This is a genomic window from Planctomycetaceae bacterium, assembly GCA_041398825.1.
In the GTDB taxonomy this organism is placed as follows: Bacteria; Planctomycetota; Planctomycetia; order Planctomycetales; family Planctomycetaceae; genus F1-80-MAGs062.
This window is the reverse complement of record JAWKTX010000017.1, coordinates 85,856-109,297: the sequence shown is the minus strand read 5'-3', so window position 1 is coordinate 109,297 and position 23,442 is coordinate 85,856. Positions and strand designations below refer to the sequence as shown.

Sequence of the window (23,442 nt, the reverse complement as noted above, 5' to 3'; positions counted from 1 at the left end):
AGATCGGTCCATGATGCAGAAGCACCTCGCCATCCTGCTGGTTTCACTGTCCGCGCTGGTTTCACTGGCCCTGCCGACTCTCGCAGGATCACCAGGTGCACCCAGTGACAAACCAACAACAGACAAGTCCGCACGTGGCCTGTCCGCTGCGACGGTCAGCAAAACACAGATCGTTCGTCCATCTGTTCCGGACAAGCTGGTTGTGCTGACATTTGATGACTCCGCGAAATCGCATTTCACAATCGCAAGGCCGTTGCTCAAAGAATATGGATTCGGTGCGACGTTCTTCATAACGGAAGGATTTGACTTCCGTGACAACAAAACGGACTACATGACGTGGCAGGAAATTCGACAGCTTCACGAAGAAGGATTCGAAATTGGCAACCACACTCGCGATCATCTCGGGATCACCGATAAGACCCTGGCGCAACTTCCCGAGCAACTGGAGGCCATTGCATCCAGGTGCAGAGACAATGGGATTCCTTCTCCCGTGACTTTCGCGTGGCCCGGCAATGCAACAACCCCGGCGGCATTCGAAGTGATGAAGCAACATGGCATCATATTTGCCCGCCGCGGGGGCGCGCCAGAGTACCCGTATGAGGAAGGTCAGGGATTCGCATTCGAACCGGGAAAAGACCATCCCCTTCTGCTGCCATCGGCTGGTGACGCGCGCCCGAACTGGACACTGGCAAACTTTATTCGCGCGGCCGAACAGGCCCGGAATGGTCGCGTCGCCATTCTTCAGTTTCATGGTGTCCCCGATACCGCGCACAATTGGGTCAGCAGTACGAGCCAGAACTTTGAGGCTTATCTGAAGTACCTGAAGCTGGAAGACTACAAAGTCATCGCACTCCGGGATCTTCGTCACTACGTCAATCCGGAAGTTGTGCCGTCAGATCCTCTTGCAGTCATCAATGCAAGAAAAGCCCATCTGATTTCGTCTGAATAAGCGCCCGATGTCAATCTTCGTTATTCTCTGAGTCATTCTTCACCAGCCGAATGACAGCGTCTCCTGCTTTAATCGGCGTCGTCCACAGCATGAACGACCGCGTTGTCCCTGAGTATCCGGTTTCTATCGTAGTAAGCCATTTTTTCTGGAGCTGAATCTATGAAGCGCCTTATGACATCCGCCACAGTGGCATGCATTCTTATGGCGTTGCCCGGCGTGTTATCGCCCAAACTCAGCCTTATCCAGACAACAGCCACGGCTGCAATTATGGAGACGCAAAGTAAAACGACGGCCGATGTGATCATTTACGGCGGCACCTCAGCCGGAGTGGTCGCTGCCATACAGGTCGCTCGAATGGGCAAATCGGCCGTTCTGATTGAACCGACTTCGCACCTCGGTGGACTCACTTCTGGTGGGCTCGGTATGACCGACAGCGGGGACAAACGCATGATCGGAGGAATTTCGCGGGAATTCTACCAGCGAATCAAGAAGCATTACGACAGCCCGGACGCGTGGGTTCATGAAAAACCAGGCGACTACAATCGCTACCGCCCAAACGAAGATGCCATGTGGACGTTCGAGCCACATGTGGCTGAAGCAACTTTTCGCGATATGCTTGCGGAAACGAATGTCAGCGTCGTGTTTGGAGAGAGACTGGATCGAACCAACGGCGTCATCCAGGAAAACCATCGTCTGGTCAGCATCCGGATGGAATCCGGCACTGTTTACACGGGCGACCAATTCATCGACTGCACGTACGAAGGGGATCTAATGGCGGCTGCCGGCGTCACCTACACCGTCGGTCGCGAATCCAATTCGCAATACGGTGAGACCCTGAACGGCAACCAACCTCACAAGAACGTTCACAACCATCGGTTCGTGAAGAATGTTGACCCCTACAACGTACCCGGTGACAGTTCGAGCGGCCTCTTACCGGAGATTGACGATTCCGGCACCGGGGCCGAGGGCGCTGCGGACCATCGCGTCCAGGCATATTGTTTTCGAATGTGCATGAGCAACGTTCCAGCGAATCGGGTGCCCTTTCCGAAACCCACCCACTACGATGAGCGACGTTACGAATTGCTGCTGAGAAATTTTGAAGCAGGAGATCTGCGTGTCCCACTGGCGCCTTCGATGATGCCGAACGGCAAGACAGACACAAACAACAACTGCGCGTTCTCCACCGATTACCTGGGTGGAAACTACCAATATCCGGATGGAACATACGAGCAGCGCGAAGCGATCATACGCGACCACGAAGACTATCAAAAAGGTCTGATGTGGACCCTGGCGAACCATCCGCGTGTGCCTGAATCCGTGCGAAAGCACATGTCGCAATGGGGTTTGGCAAAGGACGAATTTGTTGAATCCGGTCACTGGCCTCATCAGCTTTACATCCGTGAAGCGCGTCGTATGGTCAGCGATTATGTTGTCACGGAACAGGACTGTCGTCGCATCCGCAAAGTAGATGACGCGGTCGGTATTGGCAGCTACAACATGGATTCTCACAACGTACGGCGTTACGTCACGGAGGCGGGGTTCGCACAGGACGAAGGAGATATCCAGGTGTCACCAGGCGGGCCGTATCTGATCAGCTATAGATCAATCATCCCCGCAAAGGGTCAGGCCATCAATCTCACAGTACCGGTCTGTCTGTCGGCCACCCACGCAGCCTATGGTTCCATTCGCATGGAACCAGTGTTCATGATTCTCGGTCAAAGTGCGGCAACAGCAGCCGTGCTCGCAGCGAAGAACAATGTCACGCTGCAGGAATTACCTCCGAATGTTTTAAAGGAGACTCTTCTGGCGGATGGTCAGGTACTGGACCTGCCAGCAAATCTGAAACAGGCCAGAGTCCTGACGAAGGAACAGTTGCCAGGAATCGTGCTGGACGACGTCGACGCCGAAATGAAAGGAATCTGGAGTTCGGGGAATACCGTTGCCCCGTTTGTGGGTACATCTTATCTCCATGACGGTGACGAAGGAAAAGGCAGCAAGTCACTCACGTTTCGTGTCAGGATTCCAAAAGACGGCAACTACAGCATTCGACTTGGCTACACGGCGAACCCAAATCGAGCTGCCCGTGTTCCTGTTGTGGTGACAATTGCTGGCCAGTCGACCACTCACTTTGTGGACCAGCAGAAGGCAGCCAGTATTGAAAAGCTATTTGAGCCACTGCAGTCACCGCGACTGACGGCCGGACAAACCGTGGAAATTGAGGTTTCCAATTCCGGTACAAAAGGTCATGTTGTCGTGGATGCGGTACAGATTTTGGAATTGAACTAGGCCAGGATCATTCAAACAGCTCCTCACCTGAGGACTTGCATTCTTTTGTTTTGGCAATTCATCGCCGGTCGTATCTGACAATTCAACCCCCGCAAAACCTTCATTCGCCGGAAGGATTGCCGCGCACGGCATATCGATCCGGCTTGCAAATAATCTTTTACGGGGAGATACTCCCGCAAACTTTGTTTCCGGATCCGTGCTCCTCCGACGTCGTTGCTGTCCTGCGTTCGATTTCACCCGCACCCCGGTGTGTGATGAATGAAACGACAGGATGTGATTTTGCAGGTTTTACGGCCTTCGACCAATCCTTGTCGCCCGTCGGATACTTTTTTCAGAATGCATCCCGATCCCAATGGATGTGCAATCTGTCAGGTCATGGATTCCGGACCAGTCCCAGCGCAAAAGAGACTGGTATCGAACAGAAAATGCGCCCGTAGCTCAGCTGGATAGAGCAACCGCCTTCTAAGCGGTAGGTCAGTGGTTCGAATCCACTCGGGCGTAATACCTGTTTCTCCTCGAACGCGACGCGATCATCAGCTCTCCTGATAAGAATCGCGACCATCAATGCCCCAGACTTATTCGCGGACATGGCCTTCGCCCGCGTTGGAAGACTGGCAGGAACGGCTCTCCCGGACTCATCTTGTCGCGGCAACTCAGATGGCTTCCTTCGCTCTGCGATTTCCAATCCGGACCTCGCACTCTTGAATGAGAACACCGTTGCTGATTGCATTGGTGTCGCCCAAAGTAACATCTCAACAAGATTGCCAGCTCTACCGGGCCAGAGGTTCGAGGTCTGCGACACCCTGCCCTCGTTATGAAAATTTCTCAGAAAGCGCGTCACGATTCGCGGGGACCGGATAAGTAATCGGTGACTCAAACAGGAAATGCACAATGGATGAGAAATCACGACAGGCAATGCGATTATGGACACTGGCCCAACCGGTGGTGTCCGCCTTCGTGACGTCGGTCGTGCGGGACTTTGGGGATCGGGACGATGTGTTGCAGGAAATTGCCGTAGCGGCCATCGAATCATACGACGCCTACGACCCAAACCAGCCGTTTGTTCCGTGGGTGATGGGAGTCGCACGCAATCAGATTGGTCTGTACCTGCGACGGCGCAGACGTGGTCGGCTTGTGTTCGACGAAGAAACGGTGAGTTGTCTGGCGACCGTATTCTCCAAAGTCTCGCCAGAGGAGCATCATAAGATGGATGCCCTCTCAGAATGTCTGAAGCTGCTGGAGGGTCGTGCCCGTGAGTTGTGCCAGCTTCGCTATCAGGATGATCTCAAGCCAGCCAGCATTGCGGAGAAGCTGGGGATGGCACCGAACGCGGTGGCCAAGGCGCTGCAGCGCATCCGGGATCAGTTGCGAGATTGCATCAACCGAAAAACGGTAGAGGGAGTGGCCTGATGTCTGCTTCCGCAACAGATCTGATCCACGGATACCTGGACGAGACGCTCAATGCCGAACAACAGGTTGAGCTGGCGAATTGGATCAAAGCATCGCCCGAGCACGCACGGCAATTTGCGGAAACCGTTCTCCTGCATGATCGACTGCGGGCTCAAGTGCTCGCGGGCGAAGAGTTGCTCGTAACCCGAAGCGTGAGCGAGGGACAGAGTGCTGGCACCGCAACCAATCCCTCGCTTACGCGTCGGGTTACCTATGGACGTCACAGCCGATCACTCCGGACTGTGCTTGCACTCTCCAGCGCCCTGTGCCTCACTCTGGTCCTGGGATTGATCTTCTGGCAATCCGTCAGTTCACCAGCGCTGGCTGCCAGCGTTGAGTTACAGCGAATCATTCAGGCCAGTGAAGCCGCGTTGGATCGCACCTATCTCGTGACGGCACTGGAGGAGGAGGTAGATTCAGAAACGCTGCCATCCACTGTCCGTGGTGCGAAGCCGTCCGTCGATGGTGCATTGCTGCATGTGCGAGGCCCGAATCAGTACGTCCTTGTCCGTTACTTTGCCGACGGAACCGAGTTCATTACAGGCAGCAACGAGAAAACAGCATGGTCTGTTCCACCTCGGGGACGCGTGCGTGTGAGCAGTGATACCACGCGGTTTCGTGGGGCCGTTCCTGGCCAGCAGCAAGCCATTCCGTTCATCGACATGCGAAACAGCCTGCGGCAGTTGCAGGAATCTTACGAAATTGATCTGTCTCCTGAGAAGACTCCGGAAGGCTGGCGACGAATGAACGCGACTCGCAAAGCCTCCGCAACGGGAGGGCCGAAACAAGTCAGCATCTGGTACGACGCAACATCCGGAGCCGTTCACCGCATGTTGTTGGAACGCCTTCCCAAAGGACGCGGCGGCCCGAACAGTGTGCTGCTGGAACTGACCGACCAGTCCCGGTTACCTGACGACTTCTTCTCCCACGAATCGCACCACGCAAGCGGGCGAAGGATTGACCACGAACCATGAACATCACACCGTCCGAAAACAATACCGCGACCACACGCGTCTTCACTTCGTCTAACCCGACGAAGGCAAGGCTTGCCGCGAGGAGGACAGGCCTCGCCTTCGGCATCGGGTTAAACGGGCTGATGGATCTTAGCCTTCCTCAGGACGATACAGCACAGGTCCGACGCTCATGTGTTTTATTCCGGTGTGCAGCAGTATTGCTGGCATTGTTCTTCATGTCCCCCATGAATTCGGCCTTCGCTCAAAAAGGACAGTCCAAAGCCGGAAGTCGACTTGGCGGTTATACCACGCCTCCGCCGGCCAACAACGTCCCCGATCATCCGTTCAACATTCTCGTCGGACGATTGACGGACCGTAGCGGGACCGTTCGAGTTCTGTTCCACAACGATGTCAGAGCAATGCTGGATTACGGAAGTCGCTCCGGAGAACTAACCCGGTCAACAAAGGCTCACGACTTCCGGGCCGGTGAACCGTTTGACTTTGTCATCGATTCGCTGCCGCCAAACAGCCGCTGCTACTACCGACTCACCTACGAACTGAACGGCAGCAAAATCGAAAGCGACGAATACTCATTTCACACGCAGCGTGCTCCCGGAGAGGCGTTCGTCTTCACTGTGCAGGCCGATTCGCACCTGGACGAGAACACCAGTGGAGACGTCTATCTGCAGACGCTGGCAAACGCTTTGGCCGATCAGCCGGATTTCCATTTTGCTCTGGGTGACACGTTCATGACGGGCAAGTACGTGCAGCCGGAGTTATCGGAACCGCAATACCTTGCTCAGCGATACTATCTGGGCCATCTCTGCCATTCGTCGGCCCTGTACTTTGCCCTGGGAAATCATGACGGCGAAAACGGAAATCGCGGTTCGAACGTCTGGGCCACCAATACTCGCAAACGATACATCCCCAATCCACAGCCGAACAGTTTCTACACCGGCAATGATCAGTCGGAGCGTGGTGTCGGTCTGCCGGAAAATTACTACCAGTTTGAATGGGGCGGGTGTCAGTTCGTTGTGCTCGACCCGTTTCGGTACACAACCACGCGATCGCGAGGTGGCAACAACGACAACTGGTACTGGACACTCGGCGAACATCAGTATCAGTGGCTGAAGCGGTCGCTGGAACAAAGCAATGCAGGTCTGCGATTTGTGTTTCTGCATCACTTGGTGGGAGGCAGCGACCGGAATCAACGCGGTGGCGTCGAGGCGGCTCCGTTCTGGGAATGGGGCGGAGAAAGTGCATCCGGGAAGGACGAATTCCGTCGGCATCGATCGGGGTGGGCAAAACCCATTCATCAGCTTCTGGTCGAACACGGTGTGGACATCGTGTTTCACGGACACGACCACATGTTCATCAAGCAGGACCTCGACGGCATCGTCTATCAACTGGTTCCCCAGCCGGGGCATCCGCGATCCGGAACAAAGAGCGCCGAGGAGTATGGCTACCTGAACGGCGAAATTCAGGGCAGCAGCGGGTTCGTCCGGGTTCGCACGGATGGTCAGTCGGCTCGTGTGGATTACGTTCGCACCTATCTGCCCGAAGCGGAACGCGGGAACCAGCAAAACGGTGATGCGACTTATTCGTATGTTATCGAAGCACAAGAGGTCACGCGAAAGCGCTAAGCTGCAAAGGAAGAAAGATCAATGAAACCACGAAAACTGTGCGTCTCTGCGCCTTTGCGTGAGACCATGCTTCTGCTCTTCTCCATCACATGCGGTTTGGCCCACGCCGCCGATCGGCCCAACATCGTATTCATGATGTCCGACGACCAGGCATGGAACGGGCTTTCCGTGGCGATGCACCCGGAGCTGGCATGGTCGAAGAATTCCGTCGTTGACACGCCAAATCTGGAAAAACTGGCTGCACAAAGCATGAGGTTCTCCGCAGCCTACGCTCCGGCATCTGTCTGTTCGCCGACGCGAATCAGTCTGCAAACCGGCAAGTCTCCCGCGGCACTGCACTGGACCAAAGCCGCACCGGTGGAAACCGGTCACCGCATGCTGGAGCCGCGGAATGTGAAACAGATCAATCGCAACGAAACCACCATCGGCGAGCTGCTGCAGTCCGCCGGTTATGCGACCGCTCACTACGGCAAGTGGCACATCAACGGCGGCGGCCCGGCGGCAAATGGCTACGACGACGGCGATGGCGACATCGGCAACGAATACGCTCATCAGTACGGCGATCCCAACCCGGCTGACATCTTCGGCATGGCAAAGCGAGCCATCGTGTTCATGGAAAAGAACAAGCAGGCCGGAAAACCGTTCTTCATCCAGATGTCCTGGCATGCGCTGCACGCTCCACAAAACGCGATGAAGGCAACGCTGGCGAAGTACGCTCAGCGGATGAACAGTTCCGAAGATGACAAACGCGTTGGCAGTGCGGCCATCGCCGAGAACCTTGACACCGGAGTCGGCATGGTCGTGGACGCGATCGATCGGCTCGGACTGGCCGACAACACCTTCGTCATCTACATGTCCGACAACGGCAGCGGTGGAGGAGGTGGCGGTAAGGGAGGCAAAGGCGGGGCGCGCGGCGGTCTGTCCGGCGGAAAAGGCGGCGTCTGGGAAGGCGGCATTCGCAGTCCGTTCATCATCCGAGGCCCCGGCATTCCGGCAGGTTCATGGTGCCACGAACGCATTGTCGGCTACGACCTTTTTCCAACGTATTGCGAATGGGCCGGAATTCCCGCTTCGAAACTCCCCGAAAACATCGAAGGTGGCAGCATTGTCAACCTGCTGGACGACGGCAAAGGCGCTGTAAAACGTCCGCGTGAAGAAATGATCTTTCACTTCCCGCACTATCAGGGCGGCGACGGACCGCATTCGGCCTTGTTCCTGGGCAACCTGAAGCTGATGAAGTTCTACGAAGACAACCGCCTGGCTCTGTTTGATATCGCAGCCGACATTTCTGAACAAAACGACCTGTCTCAAAAGGTGCCGCAGAAAGCAAAGGAACTCGACAAACTGCTGGTGCAATACCTGCACGACATCGACGCCCAAATGGCGGTCCCAAACCCGAACTACGATCCGGCGAAGAATCCTGTCTCACGCAAAGGCGCGAAGGCGCAAAGAGAGAAGCAGAGGCGTAACAAATGAACTTTGCGGCTTCGCGCCTCTGCGTGAGCTCTATGCTGTCTCAACAGATGCCGCAGAAAGGCAAAGAACTTGACCGCCTGCTGGTGAAGTATCTCGGTGATATGGAGGCACAAATGGCGAAGCCAAATCCGAACTACGATCCGGCGAAGAATCCTGTCTCACGCAAAGGCGCGAAGGCACAAAGAGAAGAACAGAGGCGTAACAAATGAACTTTGCGGCTTCGCGCCTCTGCGTGAGCTCTATCGGTAGTCTTTCACTCCGTTGGCCACTCGCGAGATCCCGTTTTTGATCAACTCCTCTCCGAAGTTAATCAGCAACCCAAGTCGTTTGTCACTCAAACGCAGATACGTCAACAGTTGTTTTTTTTGTGAACAGGGTAAACGGCCTCCACCGACTTTAATTCGACAATTAATAGGCTTTCCACAATCAGGTCCGCTTCAAAACCCTTCTCAAATTCCAACTCATCCCAAACCATAGGAACCGGAACCTTTGCCATGACGTTGAGTCCACGTTTCCGCAATTCATAGACCATGACTTCCTGGTAAACCGATTCCAGCAGGCCCGGACCCAATCGAACATGATACGCCACATCAACAACAATCTTCGCTATCTCATTTTCCGTCATCTTACTTGCCCTCAGTCTTCAACCCTTCGCGTCTTGGCGGCTTTGCGTGAACCTCGTCACCGAGAGCACATTCTCACGCAGAGGCGCCAAGGCGCAAAGGGATCCGTGTTGTGCATTCTGATACTCAGTGTGGCACTACTGCCGGTGGCAGTCTCCGCCCAACCACCGCGAAAACCGCGTATCGAAGACACGATCAAAGCCAATGTGTACGCTGACAATTCATTCCGGCTGTACATCAACGGCGAACTGGTGGCCGTCGATTCCATAGCATTCGTGCCTCACAACGTGGTGTCAGTGGATGTGCTTCCGGCGTATCCAATGACGATTGCGGTGATGGCCATTGATAACGCGGATCCGAAAACCGGCATGGAGTACGCCAACACCAATATCGGTGACGGCGGCTTCATACTGAAACTCGGCGACGGCACTGTCACCAGCGCTTCATGGAAAGCGAAAAAGTTTTCGTGGGGGCCGGTCGGCGGAGACACAAAGAATCCGCGAGTCGAAAGTATACCGATTCCGGACAACTGGTATGCCAATGACTTCGACGACAGCCAGTGGCCTCAAGCCAAAGAATATTCCGAAGAGGACATCGGCCCCAAAGAACCGTTCTTTGAACATGACTTCAAGGGAGCAAAGTTCATCTGGTCCGACGACGTGAAGCTGGACAATGTGGTTCTGTTCCGAACGGTCGTGAAGTCACCGCCGGACGGAAAAGAACGCCCCGATTTTCGAGGACTCACCGACGTCATCCCGCAGGGCGGCGGCCCGCGAGGTGGCGGTCAACGCGGCGACAGGCCAGGCCGTGGACGACCGCAGGGCGGAGGGAATTGATCGCGAGGGAGTCATACAACGCAGCCCAGTTGCCCCGGCGCAATCCGAGGTCGATGTCGTGAAGTGTTTTGGGTAGGCCGTTCGTTCAACGAACGGGAATAATGTAGTGGATCTCGCCAGAGATCCCAGTGTTTTTGCGGCAAGTCTGGCGACTCCCACGACATCTTGAACGGTATTGGGGTTAAGCGATTAAAAACACTGTGTGCAAATCGATTCGAACAAGAGATTGTCCCATGACCAACAACCACTTCCACGTTTCAATCATTGATCGTCTGACTTCCTTGCGGCTGAATGCCGGCATTCAAAACGATCCCGGGGTGCGCTGCGCGACCTCGGGCATTGTTGTTGAACGCCTTCGACGTTTCCTAGGCGACACGCTCATGATGTGCGTAGTATCAGTTCTATGCGTCTGCTTTGGATCGAACGCGATGGCGCATGATGGAAGCGAACATTCGCATGATGAATCGCATGCCAATCCGGACACAATCGGACGCACGTGGCATGTAGGGGACTGGACGGTTTCGCGAACGCCGAAGAGCATTCGGGCGGATTTGCTGACGGCAAATGATGAGCATGTAAAGCTGCAGACATCCAACGGCAATGTGATCGCATTGCCCACGGGGCAACTTTCTGGAACGGACCGAGCGTACATCGAGCAGCGGCGTGAGCAGATTCGGTTGCTGAATACTGTGCCGATGTGGCAACTGACGGCCCTGCCTGCTGCGGTCTCGCAGAACACACAAACATCGTCTCTGGCCGACATCTTCCGGCCGTTTCGCGAATCCGTGAAGACACGTTCCGACCGCAACTTTCTGTACGTCGAATCCAACGGCATACCCGATCATCCGATGATGATCGGCATCACTGCCTGGCAGCAGCAGGTTCCGCTTCCGCAGGCATACTCCGGTAACAACGCCTGGCGAATTCCGTTGCATCCGGTTCCGGCGAAGAATCCCCTGTCGGCAAAGGAACACTTCTTCCGCGGCGCGATTGCTCTGGCGGCGAATGGTGTCCCGATCTTCAATCCCATCAAGAACGACGGTCGAACGGACACTCTGCTGGCCGGAGAACTTGATCAGTGGGGCGGGCATTGTGGACGCGGCGACGATTATCACTATCACATTGCTCCCGTGCATCTGGAGAAGATTGTCGGAGCGGGCAATCCGGTCGCCGTGGCGCTGGATGGATATCCGATTTATGGCTACAACGATCCGGACGGGAATCCTCCCGAAGATCTCGACTGGCTGAACGGTCACAAGGGCCCCGATGGCGCGTATCACTATCACGCGACGAAAACGTATCCCTATCTGAACGGCGGTTTCTACGGCGAAGTCGTCGAACGCGATGGTCAGGTTGATCCACAGCCGCGTGCTCAGAGTCCTCGGGCAGCACTGCCACCGCTCAAGGGAGCCCGCATCACCGGTTTTGAAACACCGAAGCCGGGAAGCTACATCGTGCGATTTGAAGTCAATGGCGAAAAGCGGTCCGTGGAATACACCGTTTCCCAAAACGGTACGGCGACCTTTCAGTTTGTCTCACCACGCGGTTCACAGACAGAAACATATACTCCGCGACCGGGTGGAGGTGGTCGTGGTGGCGACAGCGGTGGTGGAGGTCGAAGAAATGCGGATCCTCCACCAGGCGGTCGGAAACCGGGCGGGCAGCCACGCGACAGCCGTCCACAGGATCAGCTACCAGGTGATCCGCGTCGACCAGCCGATGAGCCTCCCCGAGGCAACACACCAGATCCGGTTGCTGAAGTACTGGATGCCGACGGTGACGGCCAGATCGACAGTGCGGAACTGCGAAATGCTGCTCGCGCACTGAAATCGCTCGATCGAAACAACGATGGCCGGATCACAGCCGACGAACTGCGTGGTGGAGACTCACGCGGAGGAAACCAGAGCGGCGGAAGTGCTCGCGGCGATGGCCGACGCGGTGGCACAGGTGAACGACCGCCGCGTCCGACCGACGGAGCACAGTCGAACGCGCCTCCATCGATCATCACGCCCCGGCAAAGCGGCAACTTCAGACTGACCAGTCGGGCTGTCGCTAACGGTGATCCGCTGCCCGACGAATTCACCGGCGACGGCAAAGGGGCCACCCTTCCGCTGGCATGGACCGGCGCGCCGGCCGGGACGAAGAGCTTCGCGATCGTGATGGATCATCTGGACCGGAACAATGTGATGAAAACGTACTGGGTCGTTTATGACATTCCGCCGACGGTGACCAGTATTCCCGCAAACATGACCGGTATCGGCAAGCTGGGCACCACCTGGAAGCCTGAGTTGTCGTATGTGCCGCCTCATTCCGCCGGTGGCGGACTTCACACCTATACCCTGCACATCTACGCTCTGTCCGCTGTGCCGCACTTCGCAGACTCGGCTGGCGAAATCACTCGCGAAGTGTTGCTGACGCAGATCAGAGACTCAATTCTGGACAGCGCTGACCTGAAGGTGACGTATTCGAAACCGTCGGATGGCGGTCAGCAGGAAGCCCGAGATCCGGGCAGAAAGCGTGGTCCTGGCCGGGGTGGTCCCGACGGAAACGGACGGTGAAGACGAAACCCCGACCGGCCCGGTTAAGGAAAGCCGGAGACGCTGGGCTGTTGAAGACTGCCGGACGCCGACGATCCTGGTGAGTCGAAGAATCTGGCACAGTCGAACCGGGACAAAACTCAGCAGTTGCTCAGCCTGCTGACGAACTGGCAGACTTCACTCAACGCCCCCCGCCCATCTGAACCGAACCCTGCCTTCGACCCCACCACAATTCGCCGAGGTCAGCGAAAACAGGAGCGAAAGAAGAACGACAACTCGCCTTGATTCCCCCGGCAGCTCGTCCGGGCGACAATTCCCATAGTGCGGCCTCAGCGGTTTGAATGCGGAGTGAGAACTGATAAAATCCTGAGTCCCGTTACCAATCTCATCTCAAACGCTCTGCGCGACCTGCGACTAACAATGACTCAGATCCAATCGTTCGAAGAATCACTGCCAAAGAACGAAGCTGGACCGATGGACGCGACGGCGGTTCTGACGGCAGTGGAAACGAACCTGCTGGCCCGGAAAGATTACCATCGACTTTTTGACGCGAAGATGATGCAGGTACGGCAGCAGATGGGACTGCCAGTTACTCGCCCCGCTTCGCTCGCTGGAATTCCGGCCGAGAATGAAACCGCCTACCGACAAGCTTACCTGAATGCTGCGAGGGAAATTGGTCAGCTGTTTCTGGATGACGGTCGGTTGCCCGATGCATGGGCCTACTTTCGCACCATTGGCGAACCAAAGCCCGTCCAGGATGCCATTGAGAAAATTGCAATCCCAGGGGAGCCGGACGCAGCATTCGACGAAATTCTGAACCTTGCCCTGTACGAGGGGGCCCATTACGTTCGGGGGCTCTACTTCCTGCTGAAGACGCATGGAACCTGTAACACCGTCACTGCCATGGGGCAATTAATGCCTCAAATGTCCCCTGACGAACGCCAGCAGGCCGCCGCGATGATGGTGCAAAACATCTATTCGGACCTGCAGCGCAGCGTTCGGCACGATGTTGAATCCAGGATGCCCGTACTCAATGGGAAAGCAACATTGAGTGAACTTATTTCGGGTCGCGAATGGTTGTTCGAAAACGGTAATTACCACATCGATGTTTCCCACCTGCACGCCACTGTCGGATTTGCTCGCCATCTTAACAGCGACGCTCCCGAACTACAGCAGGCCATCGAACTCGCAGAATACGGTTCGCGCCTGGCAGAACCACTCCGATACCCGGCTGACGTTCCATTCGACGACTACTACAACGGGCATCTGCATTTCCTGCATGCCATTGCGGGCATCAACCCGGAAGATTCCCTTCAGTACTTCATCGATCGGCTGAATGCCGAGCCTGATGAACCGGATAAGAAACTGATTGCATTTGTTGTCGTCGATCTTGGCCAGAGAATTGGGCAGCTGTCTCAGGCACTTGAAGTTGCCGCTCCTTTCCTCAATCGTCTTGAAGACCCAGCAGGCTTTTCATTTACTGAAGCCTGCGTCGACGCCAATCGTCTGGATTTGCTGGAACAATTTGCGAGAGAGAACGACGACATCCTCAGCATGGCAACAGTCCTGCTGACGCGCAAAGCTGACTGAAGCCGATCCGTTATTGACTAGTTTTCCCAATCGCAGAAACCTGCAGGCGCTGTGTCTGGCAGGTCATGGCATCTGCCATTCGCGAACGGAATCGAGAGGGTAAATCAGCATCAGGATGTTCAGCAGCAAGCTATCTCTGATTGTCAGCAATAGAAACAGTTCGGTTGCGACAAAGAGTCCAGTCGACCATCGGAAACCAATCTGTCGTGCCAACAGAAAACCAGCACCGCAGGCAAGTATGTCAACGCAGGAATTGGCCGTCGAATCACCGAGATAGTCCAGCGAAATTGTCGCTTCACGATATCGATTGATAATGAAGGGCGTATTCTCCAGGACTTCCCAGCCGGCTTCGATCGTTAACGCAATCATGTAACGTACCAGCCACGAAACGCGTTGTGGAAGCAGGACAATCAGCCCACAAAATGCGATTCCGTGCAGAACATGAGTCAGAGTGTAGGGATCGACGAAATGCTGTGAATTATGGCTTGTCCAGATATCCCACGACCACGGCACAGGACGACCGCATTTGCACCAGGCAGGCTGTCCCATCAGCAGAAGCACTGCACAAACGACAGTACAAACGATGATCGTGCCCACCAGCATTTGTTTGAGTTCATCTCTGCGACAAGGGATACCCTGATGCATTGCCAGCAGCCTTCATGGGATTCAAATAAAGATGACTGGGTACCTGTACTGGGTACCTGTAACAGGGCGACAAGAAGATTGGCCCACGATGGAAATTCCGGTAACGGCAGACACAAGTCCCGATGCAGTCTCATATTAAACGCGAAGAAACGGTGACGTTTAAAGGCTGGTGAACCGGCAGAATAACACGCCTGTCGCGTGAAAAATATGCGATCGGTTGGTGATGCAGAAAAACAACAGCTCCGGCAAACCGTCGTCGATTTGAGTGGCAAGCCATGAATAGTAAACAATACCTGGAAACCCAACGGATAGAGCTCTATTTTCGGGCCAGCACCGTGAGGTGGATGGCCTTACGACAGCGACAACTGAATCTGAGACAGAATCCCTGCTGCAACTCGGCAGTTCAACAACGCAGGGCAAAACCAAAACGCTGGGAAGAAAGTCATTCATCATGATACAAGCTGTGGCGACATCAGAATTGCAGGACGGCGTAAGCAGTAAGCTCAGTGGGCTGGTGAATTCAAACTGCCCCTTATGCAATTCTCCGAAATCAAGGTTCGAAACAACGATTGCCACTTACCAGCTCGACAAATGCGAGAACTGTGACTTTGTTTTCATGAATCCACGATGCACTCCGGAGCACCTCGAGGAAATCTACACTGTTCGTGATGAGGAAGAGCTAGTCGAGCTCTATGCGAAAATTGCTTCGGCCAGTGTGATCGCTGAATATCAGCAAAAACTTGAGAGAATTGAAGCACTGGTGCCGAACAAAGGCCGTCTTCTGGATTTCGCCTGTGCTGCGGGGTACTTCTTTGAACAAGCTCAGAATCGAGGGTGGGATGCCCATGGTTGTGATATCGGCCAGTGGGCCAATCGAGCAGCAAAGGAACGCGGACTGAAAAATCTGCACGTTGGTATGCTGGATGAAATCGGGTTTGAGCCAGAGTCCTTCGATGTCATCTATGCGGCACAAGTATTTGAACACCTTCTTTCGCCGAAGGTCGATCTCGCAAACCTCCTTCGCCTGCTGAAACCCGGTGGACTTCTTTACATCGATGTCCCGAACTACCAGACACTGCCAATCATGCTTGGCAGGGACGACTTTATGCTGAACGAACCCCCGCAGCATATCAATTACTTCACACCGTCGACGCTCAGGCAAATGCTGCAAGACGTCGGCATGGAGAAAATCAAGCTGACATCCGATGGAGGACTAAAGTGGGAGAACCTTCTGGGGCGACCAATCACCAGCGACATCGCCAGTGCCTATGGCCTTGGGGAGGATTCGCAGGAGGATCGAAAGCATGGATCTCCCGGGGACGACGCAAACGTTGTCTCAACTCGCCCCGGCCTGAAACAGTCACTCAAATCGATGGTCAAAGCCACACTAATCGAACCAGTGTTTTACAATCGATTCCGAGTTGGGATGAACCTGGCCGCCTATTCTTTTAAGCCAGTGAAGTAGAGGCAGGGACTAACCTAACCTAACCTAACCTAACCTAACTGTCCGTTGAAGAATCGGGACAGGCACGCAGGACGACTGGAAACCATCGTGTTTTCAGGCCTCCTGCTCGAACAAGTCCCGTTTTTCCACAGGCTGCCAAACCTGCATTCCTGGTGCAGACGATCAGCGCACAGGCAACATGCCTGTTCGCTGATCCAGCCCCAGCATCAAGTTCATATTCTGAACGGCAACTCCGCTCGCACCTTTGATCAGATTATCCAGTGCAGAAAAGACGACCAGCTGTTCACGATTCATGCGCACAGTGATATCGCAAAAGTTCGTGTGCGCCACATCTTTTGTGGCCGGAATATGATCTACGATGCGAATGAAAGGCTGCCCCTGGTAGAATGATCGGTACACTTTCAGCAGTTCCTCTACGCTCATCGACGTCCTGAGTTTTGGATAAACAGAACACAGAATTCCGCGATCCATCGGCATCAAGTGAGGATTGAAAGCGACATTCACGTTGTCGCCTCCTCCCACGTCCGTCAAGACCTGCTCAATTTCCGGCGTGTGTCGATGAGTCCCAATCCCATAGGCCGTTACAGACTCGTTGCATTCAGAAAACAGGTTGCCCAGCTTTGGATTTCGACCTGCTCCGCTCACCCCGCTTTTTGCATCGATAATAATGCCCGTTGGTTCGATCAGTTTTGCGGCCAGCAACGGTGCAAGTGCCAGAATTGACGTGCTTGTGTAACAGCCGGGGTTGGCAACCAGATCAGCAGAAGGAATTTTGTCTTTATAGATCTCGGGCAGACCGTAGACAGTCGTGGCAAGCCGTGTCGGATCTGTATGCACGTGCCCGTACCATTGTTCATAAACTCCAGGATCGGTGAGTCGATAATCAGCACTCAGGTCCACGACTCGGCACCCGGCATCCAGCAACTGCGGAACGGCTTCCATACTGGCGGTATGTGGCAATGCACAGAACGCAATGTCACACCGCTGCCCCGCTTCGTCTGCACTCAGGTTCTCGCAGTTCACGTCCAGCAGGCCGGTCAGGGAGGGATGAATGCTGGCAATCGACGGCCTTCCCTCCTGACGTGTCGTCAGAGCCGTCACTTCGACCTCCGGATGCCTCACCAGGATCTTCAGAAGTTCCAGCGCTGTATATCCCGTCGCTCCCAGTATTGCTACGCGTGTCATTTGTTTGCCGTTTATCGCTGGCACTGATCTCAAATGCTGAGTTTCTGAAATCAGACCGAAGGTTTCAGTTGCGGTTCATCAGCCCGAAGTATAGACCGCGACACAGCACACTCAACGAAGGCTCGGAGCTGAAGAATTGCTTTCCGGAGAATTACCAGACAGACAAACAAAGGTGAACTTTGAATCTGCATCTCCACCGCCCCAGCCTGCAGACCGCGAAGGCCGATTCCTGGCAGTCCATCGAGATGAAGTTCCTGGAATGGAATCTTTCGATCCGCATGTCGTGGCGGGCTCTCGAATGGAATGCCATCCTCCCGCGTTAGAAAGATGATTGCCCATGCTGATATTGTTTCTGACGTTCACCGGGCTTGCAGCCGTGATCATCGTCGCTGCAATGTTCCTGGCCAGATATGCAGACCGTATTGCTGACCAGACAGGTCTTGGGGGTAGTGTCACAGGACTGGTGCTTCTCGCCGGAGCGACGAGCCTTCCGGAATTCTCGATTGGCATGAACGCCGTGACGATGGGTGCCGTCGATCTGACGGCTGGCGATGTGCTCGGCAGTTCCCTGATCAATCTGCTCATTCTGGCCATGATGGATCTCGTCTCGCGAAACACTGACCGAATTCTTTCGAAAACGGCGGCGGCGCATGCCCTGTCTGCAATTGTGGCGTGCATGCTGACCGGAATCGTATTGCTGGGAATTGTTTTGGATTGCCCCTGGTCCGTAATGCGTCTTGGCCCTGTCAGCTGGGCACTGTTGATCACTTATTTCCTGTGTGCTCGTTTGTTGTTTCTCGATCAGAAAACGGCAGCGCGAAGCAGTGTTGAGGGCGATCGGTCAGGACTAAGAGAAGCGGACCTGATTGAAGCTTCTCAGGACCCGAAAGAACGAACGCCCGGGCGTTTGCCTCACAATATCGGGGCATTCATTGCAGCCGCAGCGGTCATCTTTTTCGTTGCACCCAGACTGGCTCACACCGCAGATACTCTGGCGGCAGAAACTGGTCTGGGACGAACATTTTTCGGCACTTTGTTTGTCGCCGTGATGACATCACTCCCCGAAGGAGTTTCCACTTTTTACGCCATACGGATGGGAACGACCGACATGGCTATCGGAAATATTCTGGGCAGCAACGCATTCAATATGGTCATCCTGGCAGCGGTTGATCTGGCAAGTCCAGTGCCCGTCCTGTCCATGGTCTCCAACACCCACTGTATAACGGCAGCCTGTGTCATCATCACGACATGTGCGACCATGCTGAGCTTGTTGTATCGAGCAGAGAAACGGTGGTGGATCATTGAACCGGATGCTGCACTTGTGTTGTTGCTCGTAATCGGCTCCCTTTGGCTTGTCTATTCCAACGGTTAGACTCCTCAGGTAAAGGATAACCATCATGAGTCTGACGATCGAAGAAAAAGTATGGGCCCGAACAGCCGAAGACATCCTTGCAGGACTGAAATCGAACGCGGAAACAGGCCTCACCTCAAAGGAAGCGGCGGATCGACTCAGGCAATATGGTGCAAACGAACTGCCGGGATCAACCGGGCACTCTGCGATACAACTGTTTGTCATGCAGTTCGCAGACTGGATGGTGGCACTCCTGGCGGCTGCCGGCATCATCAGTGCCCTGGTCGGAGACATCAGCGATACTTTGCTCATTGCGATGATTGTGTTTGGGAACGCCATCATCGGGTTTGCACAGGAATGGAAGGCCGAGAAGGCGGTTGATGCGCTCAGGAAACTCTCGGAACCTCACATCGAAGTCATCCGGGACGGCGCTGTAAGAAAGATCGCCGCAACAGAACTAACGCCGGGCGATATTTTTCGCGTCCGCGCCGGATCCGCAATTCCAGCAGATGCCAGGATCGTTCAGGCAGCCGAAGCGGAAGCGGACGAATCACCGCTGACTGGCGAATCACTGGCGGTCGAAAAGAATGACCGCACTCTGGCCGAAACCACAGCGCTACCAGATCGAAGCTGCATGCTGTTTTGCGGAACCGCACTGACAAACGGACATGCGACCGCAGTCGTCACGGCAACAGGCACGCATACGGAACTGGGCCGGATCGCTCGGATGATTGCGACGGCTCAGTCCGGGCCGACTCCGTTGCAGCAAAGATTATCGCGCCTCAGCAAACAACTTGCCCTGCTTGTCCTTGGAATCTGCATCGCAATCTTTGTTGCCGGTGTCGTCCGTGAGCCATTCGACCGCTGGAATTCGCGACTCATCTCCGAGATGCTGCTGACAGCCGTTTCCCTGGCCGTCGCTGCAATTCCTGAAGGCCTCCCAGCGATCGTCACAGTTGCCCTTGCGCTTGGTTCCCAGCGGATGGCTGCAAGAAATGCGATTGTGCGGCGACTGTCGGCAGTCGAAACTCTCGGGTCAGTCGATGTCATCTGCTCAGATAAGACGGGCACGCTCACCCAGAATCGCATGACCGTTGCGGAAATCATCGCAGCGGATAACGGCTCCGCCAGGACAGATTCACACGACAACGAAACGTCAGTCCGCGGTGTTCTGGTCGCCGCTTCTCTCTGCAACGACGCTCGTCCGGACCCGGACGGAACACCGACTGGCACTGCAACGGAGGTGGCATTGCTGACAGCTGCGATCCGGAATGGAATCGCAATTGAATCTGTTCAGACTCAATGGCCGAAATTGAGTGAACGACCATTTTCCTCTGACCGAAAACGGATGAGCAGCCTTCATCTTTCCGAATCGCATCAGCCAATAGTGCTGGTGAAGGGTGCCGTAGAACGCATTCTGGAAAGAGCAACTTCACACGGCAGCCTTTGTGCGGAAACACTGGAACTACGCGTCGCAACTACGCCATTCGATCATCAGCACTGGGCCGACCACGCAGCAGTGCTGGCATCCCGGGGACAGCGCGTTCTGGCCGTGGCGGCCCGCAAATGGGCTGTACGCGATACTCTTCAAAGCGATACTGACGATGCAGAAAGCGGCCTGACCATTCTGGGTTTGCTTGCCATTCACGATCCCGTTCGGCCGGAAGCCGCAGACGCCATCCGCCAGTGTCATTCGGCAGGCATCCACACAGTCATGATTACGGGCGACCATCAGGAAACGGCCCGGGCTGTCGCAGCAGAAGCAGGACTGAAGCCGACTGTTGATGGTTCGATGTCCGGACAGGAACTGGAATCGGTCACGGATCAGGAACTACAGAATCGGCTGCCCGATATTCAGGTGTTCGCACGAGTCGCACCGGAACACAAACTCAGAATCGTGAAGGCCTGGCAGGCCAATGGCGCGGTTGTTGCCATGACCGGGGACGGAGTCAACGATGCCCCGGCTCTGAAGCAGGCCGAAATCGGTGTTGCAATGGGCATCACCGGCACAGACGTTTCGCGCGAAGCTTCCGAAATGATCATCGCCGATGACAACTTTGCAACCATCGTTGCTGCTGTCGAAGAAGGCCGTGTCGTCTATGACAACATACGCAAGTTCGTTGCATATCTGCTGACAGCGAACATCAGCGAAATTCTCGTCCTGTTCCTGGGCGTCGTCTTCGGGCTGCCACTTCCCCTTTTGCCGGTTCAAATCCTTTGGATTAATCTCGTCACAGATGGACTGCCAGCCCTGGCCCTTGGTTTCGAAGCGGCCGAACAGGATGTCATGCGTCGGAAGCCACGAGGCAGAGAACCGTCCATATTCAGCGACGGTCTAGGTCGGATGGTGATTGCAATTGGAACGTTCATGGGAGCGTGTTCGCTGGCGGTCTTCATCATGAACTACGAACCTGGCGCCACGGAAGAGACGTTGCCGATCGCCCGGACAATGCTTTTCACAACTCTTGCCCTTTCTCAACTGTTCTACGTGCTGTCCGTTCGATCGAACTCCCGAACACTCTGGGAACTCGGGCTCTGGAGCAACTACCGTCTGGCAGGAGCAATCATTCTGGGCTTTGTCCTTCAGATGTTCATCCTCTACCTTCCCGCGTGCCACAAATGGTTCCATACGGTTTCTCTCACACCTTCCCAGCTCTTAGTTGCACTTGCCGCATCCACGTTACCCTATTTCGTGGTAGAATCGACAAAACTGTGGAAGAGACGGAAAGCAGCCATCCCATAAACCACACTTCGGCATATTCGCATCGATTTGATGGCGCTGGAGCCAATCGAAACCCAGGCGCACTTCTACCGGAAGCAGCCGTTGACGGGCATCGGGCGAAAGATTTCGTTCAGACCGGTGGCCGCAAGTTCGAGGGTCAACCTCAAATCAGGCCTCGGATATGCATCAAAACTGTCAGTCGCTTCTCAAACGGCAAAGTCCCCGTCAACATATTGCGCGAAGGTTGTTCCCCACCGGCGGTTCTCATGAATTGACCTGATGCCGTCGATAAGCCCGGGGCACTTTTGTCCGCATGTCTTTAGATGGGTGAATGGTCGTAGGATCGCCTTTCGTTCTGCGAAAGCTGAACTGCTTTTGAGGAGCCAGAGGCGATGCAGACGTCATTCGCGCAATCTGCACGAAAAGCGACGGCGTCCCCCTCCATTTTTCTCATTCTGCGTGGTGACTTCACCACAACCAGCATTTCCTAACCGGCAGAAGCAATGGCAAACGTCGCATCGTTGAGATTACTTACTGATCGTCGTCGGTATGTTTATTATTAGCAGACTTCGATCATTTTTCTGACTCCTGAAAGGCTCAAAACATGTCCCATGGATCTCCAAAACTTCACAATGCAATGTGGCCCGGTTTGGTCGGCAAAGGCGACGGTGAAGGTCAGGAACCACCAATCAGTCTGCAACGCATGCTTGAGCTGACGGCAGCGGCCAATGTGGATGGTCAGAAATTTGACGGCATCGACTACTTCCTTTTTCACCCGCACACGGATCCGGATGCCAGCGAGGATGATCTTCGTCGCATTGCAGACCAGATCGCATCCTTCGGTTTTTCCGTCGGTTCGCTGGTGGCTCCGATTTGGCCCGGTACCGTTGGCGATTCCGCCATGGGTTGCCCGGTTCAACGTGCGAAATTCATTCTGGCGGTAAAGAAAGCCTGCCGCATCGCCCGGATTTTTAATGAACACGGTGTACGCCAGTATGGCGTGATCCGGATTGATTCGGCGGAGTTCGGTGTAAACGCATGGCGGGAAAACGCGGCCGCCAACACAAAGACGATCGCTGCAACGTTTCGTGAAGCTGCCACCATCGCCGCAGCCAATGGAGAACGACTTGCAGCCGAAGGGGAAATCTGCTGGGCTGGCATGCACAGCTGGAAGGATATGCTCGACCTGCTGGAAGCTGTCGACATGCCGGGCTCCCTCGGCTTCCAGTGTGATCTGGCTCACACCTACCTGTATCTCCTTGGCTACAACGCGCCGGAGCATGCACTGGTTAAAGAAGGCTATAGTGAAGACGAATTCTATGCAGCCTACAAGACCATGACAGACAAGCTCCGTCCGTGGACAATCGACTTTCACGTCGCGCAGAATGACGGCCAGGTCCACGGAGCGGGCTCTCATGACAAAACCGGCAAGCACTGCCCGGCCGACGACCCCAATGGCAAGCTGGACATCGTCAAGTGCGCCGGGTACTGGCTGGAAGGCGCAGCCGATCGCGGGATCAGGCATATCTGCTGGGACGGCTGTATGTTTCCGAATGCAACGCTCGAAAACCCAGCCACCTGGAACACTATCCTTGACACCATGATCAAAGTTCGAAACGCCCACGGCTGGCAGTAATCGGCTGTTCCGTCATCTCGACGAGAATATCACGGAGAGTATGACGTCCTTCGCAGATCAACGATTCACATGGTACTGACCAATGGCGGAATCATT

17 protein-coding genes and 1 tRNA gene are annotated in these 23,442 nt (G+C 55.1%); 15 read left to right on the top strand and 3 right to left on the bottom strand.

All coding sequences use genetic code 11. From position 1 onward, the window contains the following. Nucleotides 1–10 precede the first annotated feature (10 nt). The 8 genes from R3C20_23505 to R3C20_23470 all read left to right on the top strand — a co-directional run bounded on the left by R3C20_23505 (nucleotide 11) and on the right by R3C20_23470 (nucleotide 8,965). Complete coding sequence (locus tag R3C20_23505; protein ID MEZ6043476.1) at nucleotides 11–949, top strand: polysaccharide deacetylase family protein; 939 nt, start codon at nucleotides 11–13, stop codon at nucleotides 947–949. Nucleotides 950–1,108: 159 nt separating this feature from the next. Continuing rightward, entirely contained in the window at nucleotides 1,109–3,235 is a 2,127-nt protein-coding gene (locus R3C20_23500; GenBank protein ID MEZ6043475.1) for an FAD-dependent oxidoreductase, read from the top strand. Nucleotides 3,236–3,662: 427 nt separating this feature from the next. After that, nucleotides 3,663–3,736 (top strand) — tRNA-Arg (locus R3C20_23495). Between the two features lie 390 nt (nucleotides 3,737–4,126). Further along, entirely contained in the window at nucleotides 4,127–4,645 is a 519-nt protein-coding gene (locus tag R3C20_23490) for a sigma-70 family RNA polymerase sigma factor (protein MEZ6043474.1), read from the top strand. Beyond that, nucleotides 4,645–5,658: a hypothetical protein gene (locus R3C20_23485; protein MEZ6043473.1), complete on the top strand. Its 1,014-nt coding sequence runs from the start codon at nucleotides 4,645–4,647 to the stop codon at nucleotides 5,656–5,658. Before R3C20_23490 ends, R3C20_23485 begins: the two co-directional genes overlap by 1 nt. Next, on the top strand, nucleotides 5,655–7,280 hold the full coding sequence (locus tag R3C20_23480; GenBank protein ID MEZ6043472.1) for a metallophosphoesterase: 1,626 nt from the start codon (nucleotides 5,655–5,657) through the stop codon (nucleotides 7,278–7,280). The genes R3C20_23485 and R3C20_23480 overlap by 4 nt, the downstream gene beginning before the upstream one ends. A 21-nt stretch (nucleotides 7,281–7,301) precedes the next feature. Beyond that, entirely contained in the window at nucleotides 7,302–8,756 is a 1,455-nt protein-coding gene (locus tag R3C20_23475; protein MEZ6043471.1) for a sulfatase-like hydrolase/transferase, read from the top strand. A gap of 32 nt (nucleotides 8,757–8,788) precedes the next feature. After that, the gene (locus tag R3C20_23470; GenBank protein MEZ6043470.1) at nucleotides 8,789–8,965 is read left to right on the top strand and encodes a hypothetical protein; all 177 of its coding nucleotides are present in this window, start codon (nucleotides 8,789–8,791) and stop codon (nucleotides 8,963–8,965) included. A 140-nt stretch (nucleotides 8,966–9,105) separates the two neighbouring features. On the opposite strand, the gene R3C20_23465 is transcribed toward R3C20_23470, so the two are convergent. Next, nucleotides 9,106–9,381: a GxxExxY protein gene (locus tag R3C20_23465; protein ID MEZ6043469.1), complete on the bottom strand. Its 276-nt coding sequence runs from the start codon at nucleotides 9,379–9,381 to the stop codon at nucleotides 9,106–9,108. Nucleotides 9,382–9,525: 144 nt separating this feature from the next. Here R3C20_23465 and R3C20_23460 point away from each other — a divergent pair, with 144 nt between their 5' ends. From R3C20_23460 to R3C20_23450, 3 genes are all read left to right on the top strand, one after another. Continuing rightward, a complete protein-coding gene (locus tag R3C20_23460) occupies nucleotides 9,526–10,215 on the top strand; it encodes a hypothetical protein (GenBank protein MEZ6043468.1) in 690 nt (229 codons plus the stop codon). A gap of 428 nt (nucleotides 10,216–10,643) precedes the next feature. After that, on the top strand, nucleotides 10,644–12,773 hold the full coding sequence (locus R3C20_23455; GenBank protein ID MEZ6043467.1) for a YHYH protein: 2,130 nt from the start codon (nucleotides 10,644–10,646) through the stop codon (nucleotides 12,771–12,773). A gap of 327 nt (nucleotides 12,774–13,100) precedes the next feature. Further along, the gene (locus tag R3C20_23450) at nucleotides 13,101–14,342 is read left to right on the top strand and encodes a hypothetical protein (protein MEZ6043466.1); all 1,242 of its coding nucleotides are present in this window, start codon (nucleotides 13,101–13,103) and stop codon (nucleotides 14,340–14,342) included. Between the two features lie 63 nt (nucleotides 14,343–14,405). On the opposite strand, the gene R3C20_23445 is transcribed toward R3C20_23450, so the two are convergent. Then, nucleotides 14,406–14,987, bottom strand: coding sequence for a DUF2585 family protein (locus tag R3C20_23445; protein MEZ6043465.1), 582 nt, complete (start codon nucleotides 14,985–14,987; stop codon nucleotides 14,406–14,408). Between the two features lie 451 nt (nucleotides 14,988–15,438). On the opposite strand from R3C20_23445, the gene R3C20_23440 reads away from it, so the two are divergent. After that, on the top strand, nucleotides 15,439–16,452 hold the full coding sequence (locus R3C20_23440) for a class I SAM-dependent methyltransferase (GenBank protein ID MEZ6043464.1): 1,014 nt from the start codon (nucleotides 15,439–15,441) through the stop codon (nucleotides 16,450–16,452). Nucleotides 16,453–16,614: 162 nt separating this feature from the next. Here the strand turns inward: R3C20_23440 and argC are convergent, their stop codons facing one another. Continuing rightward, nucleotides 16,615–17,637 (bottom strand): N-acetyl-gamma-glutamyl-phosphate reductase, encoded by a 1,023-nt coding sequence (argC, locus tag R3C20_23435; GenBank protein MEZ6043463.1) that lies wholly within the window; start codon nucleotides 17,635–17,637, stop codon nucleotides 16,615–16,617. Nucleotides 17,638–17,974: 337 nt separating this feature from the next. Here argC and R3C20_23430 point away from each other — a divergent pair, with 337 nt between their 5' ends. From R3C20_23430 to R3C20_23420, 3 genes are all read left to right on the top strand, one after another. Beyond that, the gene (locus tag R3C20_23430; GenBank protein ID MEZ6043462.1) at nucleotides 17,975–19,009 is read left to right on the top strand and encodes a hypothetical protein; all 1,035 of its coding nucleotides are present in this window, start codon (nucleotides 17,975–17,977) and stop codon (nucleotides 19,007–19,009) included. A gap of 25 nt (nucleotides 19,010–19,034) precedes the next feature. Further along, the gene (locus R3C20_23425) at nucleotides 19,035–21,731 is read left to right on the top strand and encodes a calcium-translocating P-type ATPase, PMCA-type (GenBank protein ID MEZ6043461.1); all 2,697 of its coding nucleotides are present in this window, start codon (nucleotides 19,035–19,037) and stop codon (nucleotides 21,729–21,731) included. Between the two features lie 583 nt (nucleotides 21,732–22,314). Further along, nucleotides 22,315–23,346 carry a TIM barrel protein gene (locus tag R3C20_23420; protein ID MEZ6043460.1) on the top strand — a complete coding sequence of 344 codons (1,032 nt, stop codon included), beginning with the start codon at nucleotides 22,315–22,317 and terminating at the stop codon, nucleotides 23,344–23,346. The last annotated feature ends 96 nt before the right edge of the window (nucleotides 23,347–23,442 follow it).

Bases quoted from the DNA above. Each gene is read 5' to 3' on its own strand.
- R3C20_23470 (MEZ6043470.1), top strand. From the start codon at position 8,789: ATGCTGTCTCAACAGATGCCGCAGAAAGGCAAAGAACTTGACCGCCTG.
- argC (MEZ6043463.1), bottom strand. From the start codon at position 17,637: ATGACACGCGTAGCAATACTGGGAGCGACGGGATATACAGCGCTGGAA.
- R3C20_23485 (MEZ6043473.1), top strand. From the start codon at position 4,645: ATGTCTGCTTCCGCAACAGATCTGATCCACGGATACCTGGACGAGACG.
- R3C20_23430 (MEZ6043462.1), top strand. From the start codon at position 17,975: ATGCTGATATTGTTTCTGACGTTCACCGGGCTTGCAGCCGTGATCATC.
- R3C20_23505 (MEZ6043476.1), top strand. From the start codon at position 11: ATGATGCAGAAGCACCTCGCCATCCTGCTGGTTTCACTGTCCGCGCTG.
- R3C20_23440 (MEZ6043464.1), top strand. From the start codon at position 15,439: ATGATACAAGCTGTGGCGACATCAGAATTGCAGGACGGCGTAAGCAGT.
- R3C20_23465 (MEZ6043469.1), bottom strand. From the start codon at position 9,381: ATGACGGAAAATGAGATAGCGAAGATTGTTGTTGATGTGGCGTATCAT.
- R3C20_23420 (MEZ6043460.1), top strand. From the start codon at position 22,315: ATGTCCCATGGATCTCCAAAACTTCACAATGCAATGTGGCCCGGTTTG.
- R3C20_23480 (MEZ6043472.1), top strand. From the start codon at position 5,655: ATGAACATCACACCGTCCGAAAACAATACCGCGACCACACGCGTCTTC.
- R3C20_23445 (MEZ6043465.1), bottom strand. From the start codon at position 14,987: ATGCATCAGGGTATCCCTTGTCGCAGAGATGAACTCAAACAAATGCTG.
- R3C20_23455 (MEZ6043467.1), top strand. From the start codon at position 10,644: ATGGCGCATGATGGAAGCGAACATTCGCATGATGAATCGCATGCCAAT.
- R3C20_23490 (MEZ6043474.1), top strand. From the start codon at position 4,127: ATGGATGAGAAATCACGACAGGCAATGCGATTATGGACACTGGCCCAA.
- R3C20_23500 (MEZ6043475.1), top strand. From the start codon at position 1,109: ATGAAGCGCCTTATGACATCCGCCACAGTGGCATGCATTCTTATGGCG.
- R3C20_23425 (MEZ6043461.1), top strand. From the start codon at position 19,035: ATGAGTCTGACGATCGAAGAAAAAGTATGGGCCCGAACAGCCGAAGAC.
- R3C20_23475 (MEZ6043471.1), top strand. From the start codon at position 7,302: ATGAAACCACGAAAACTGTGCGTCTCTGCGCCTTTGCGTGAGACCATG.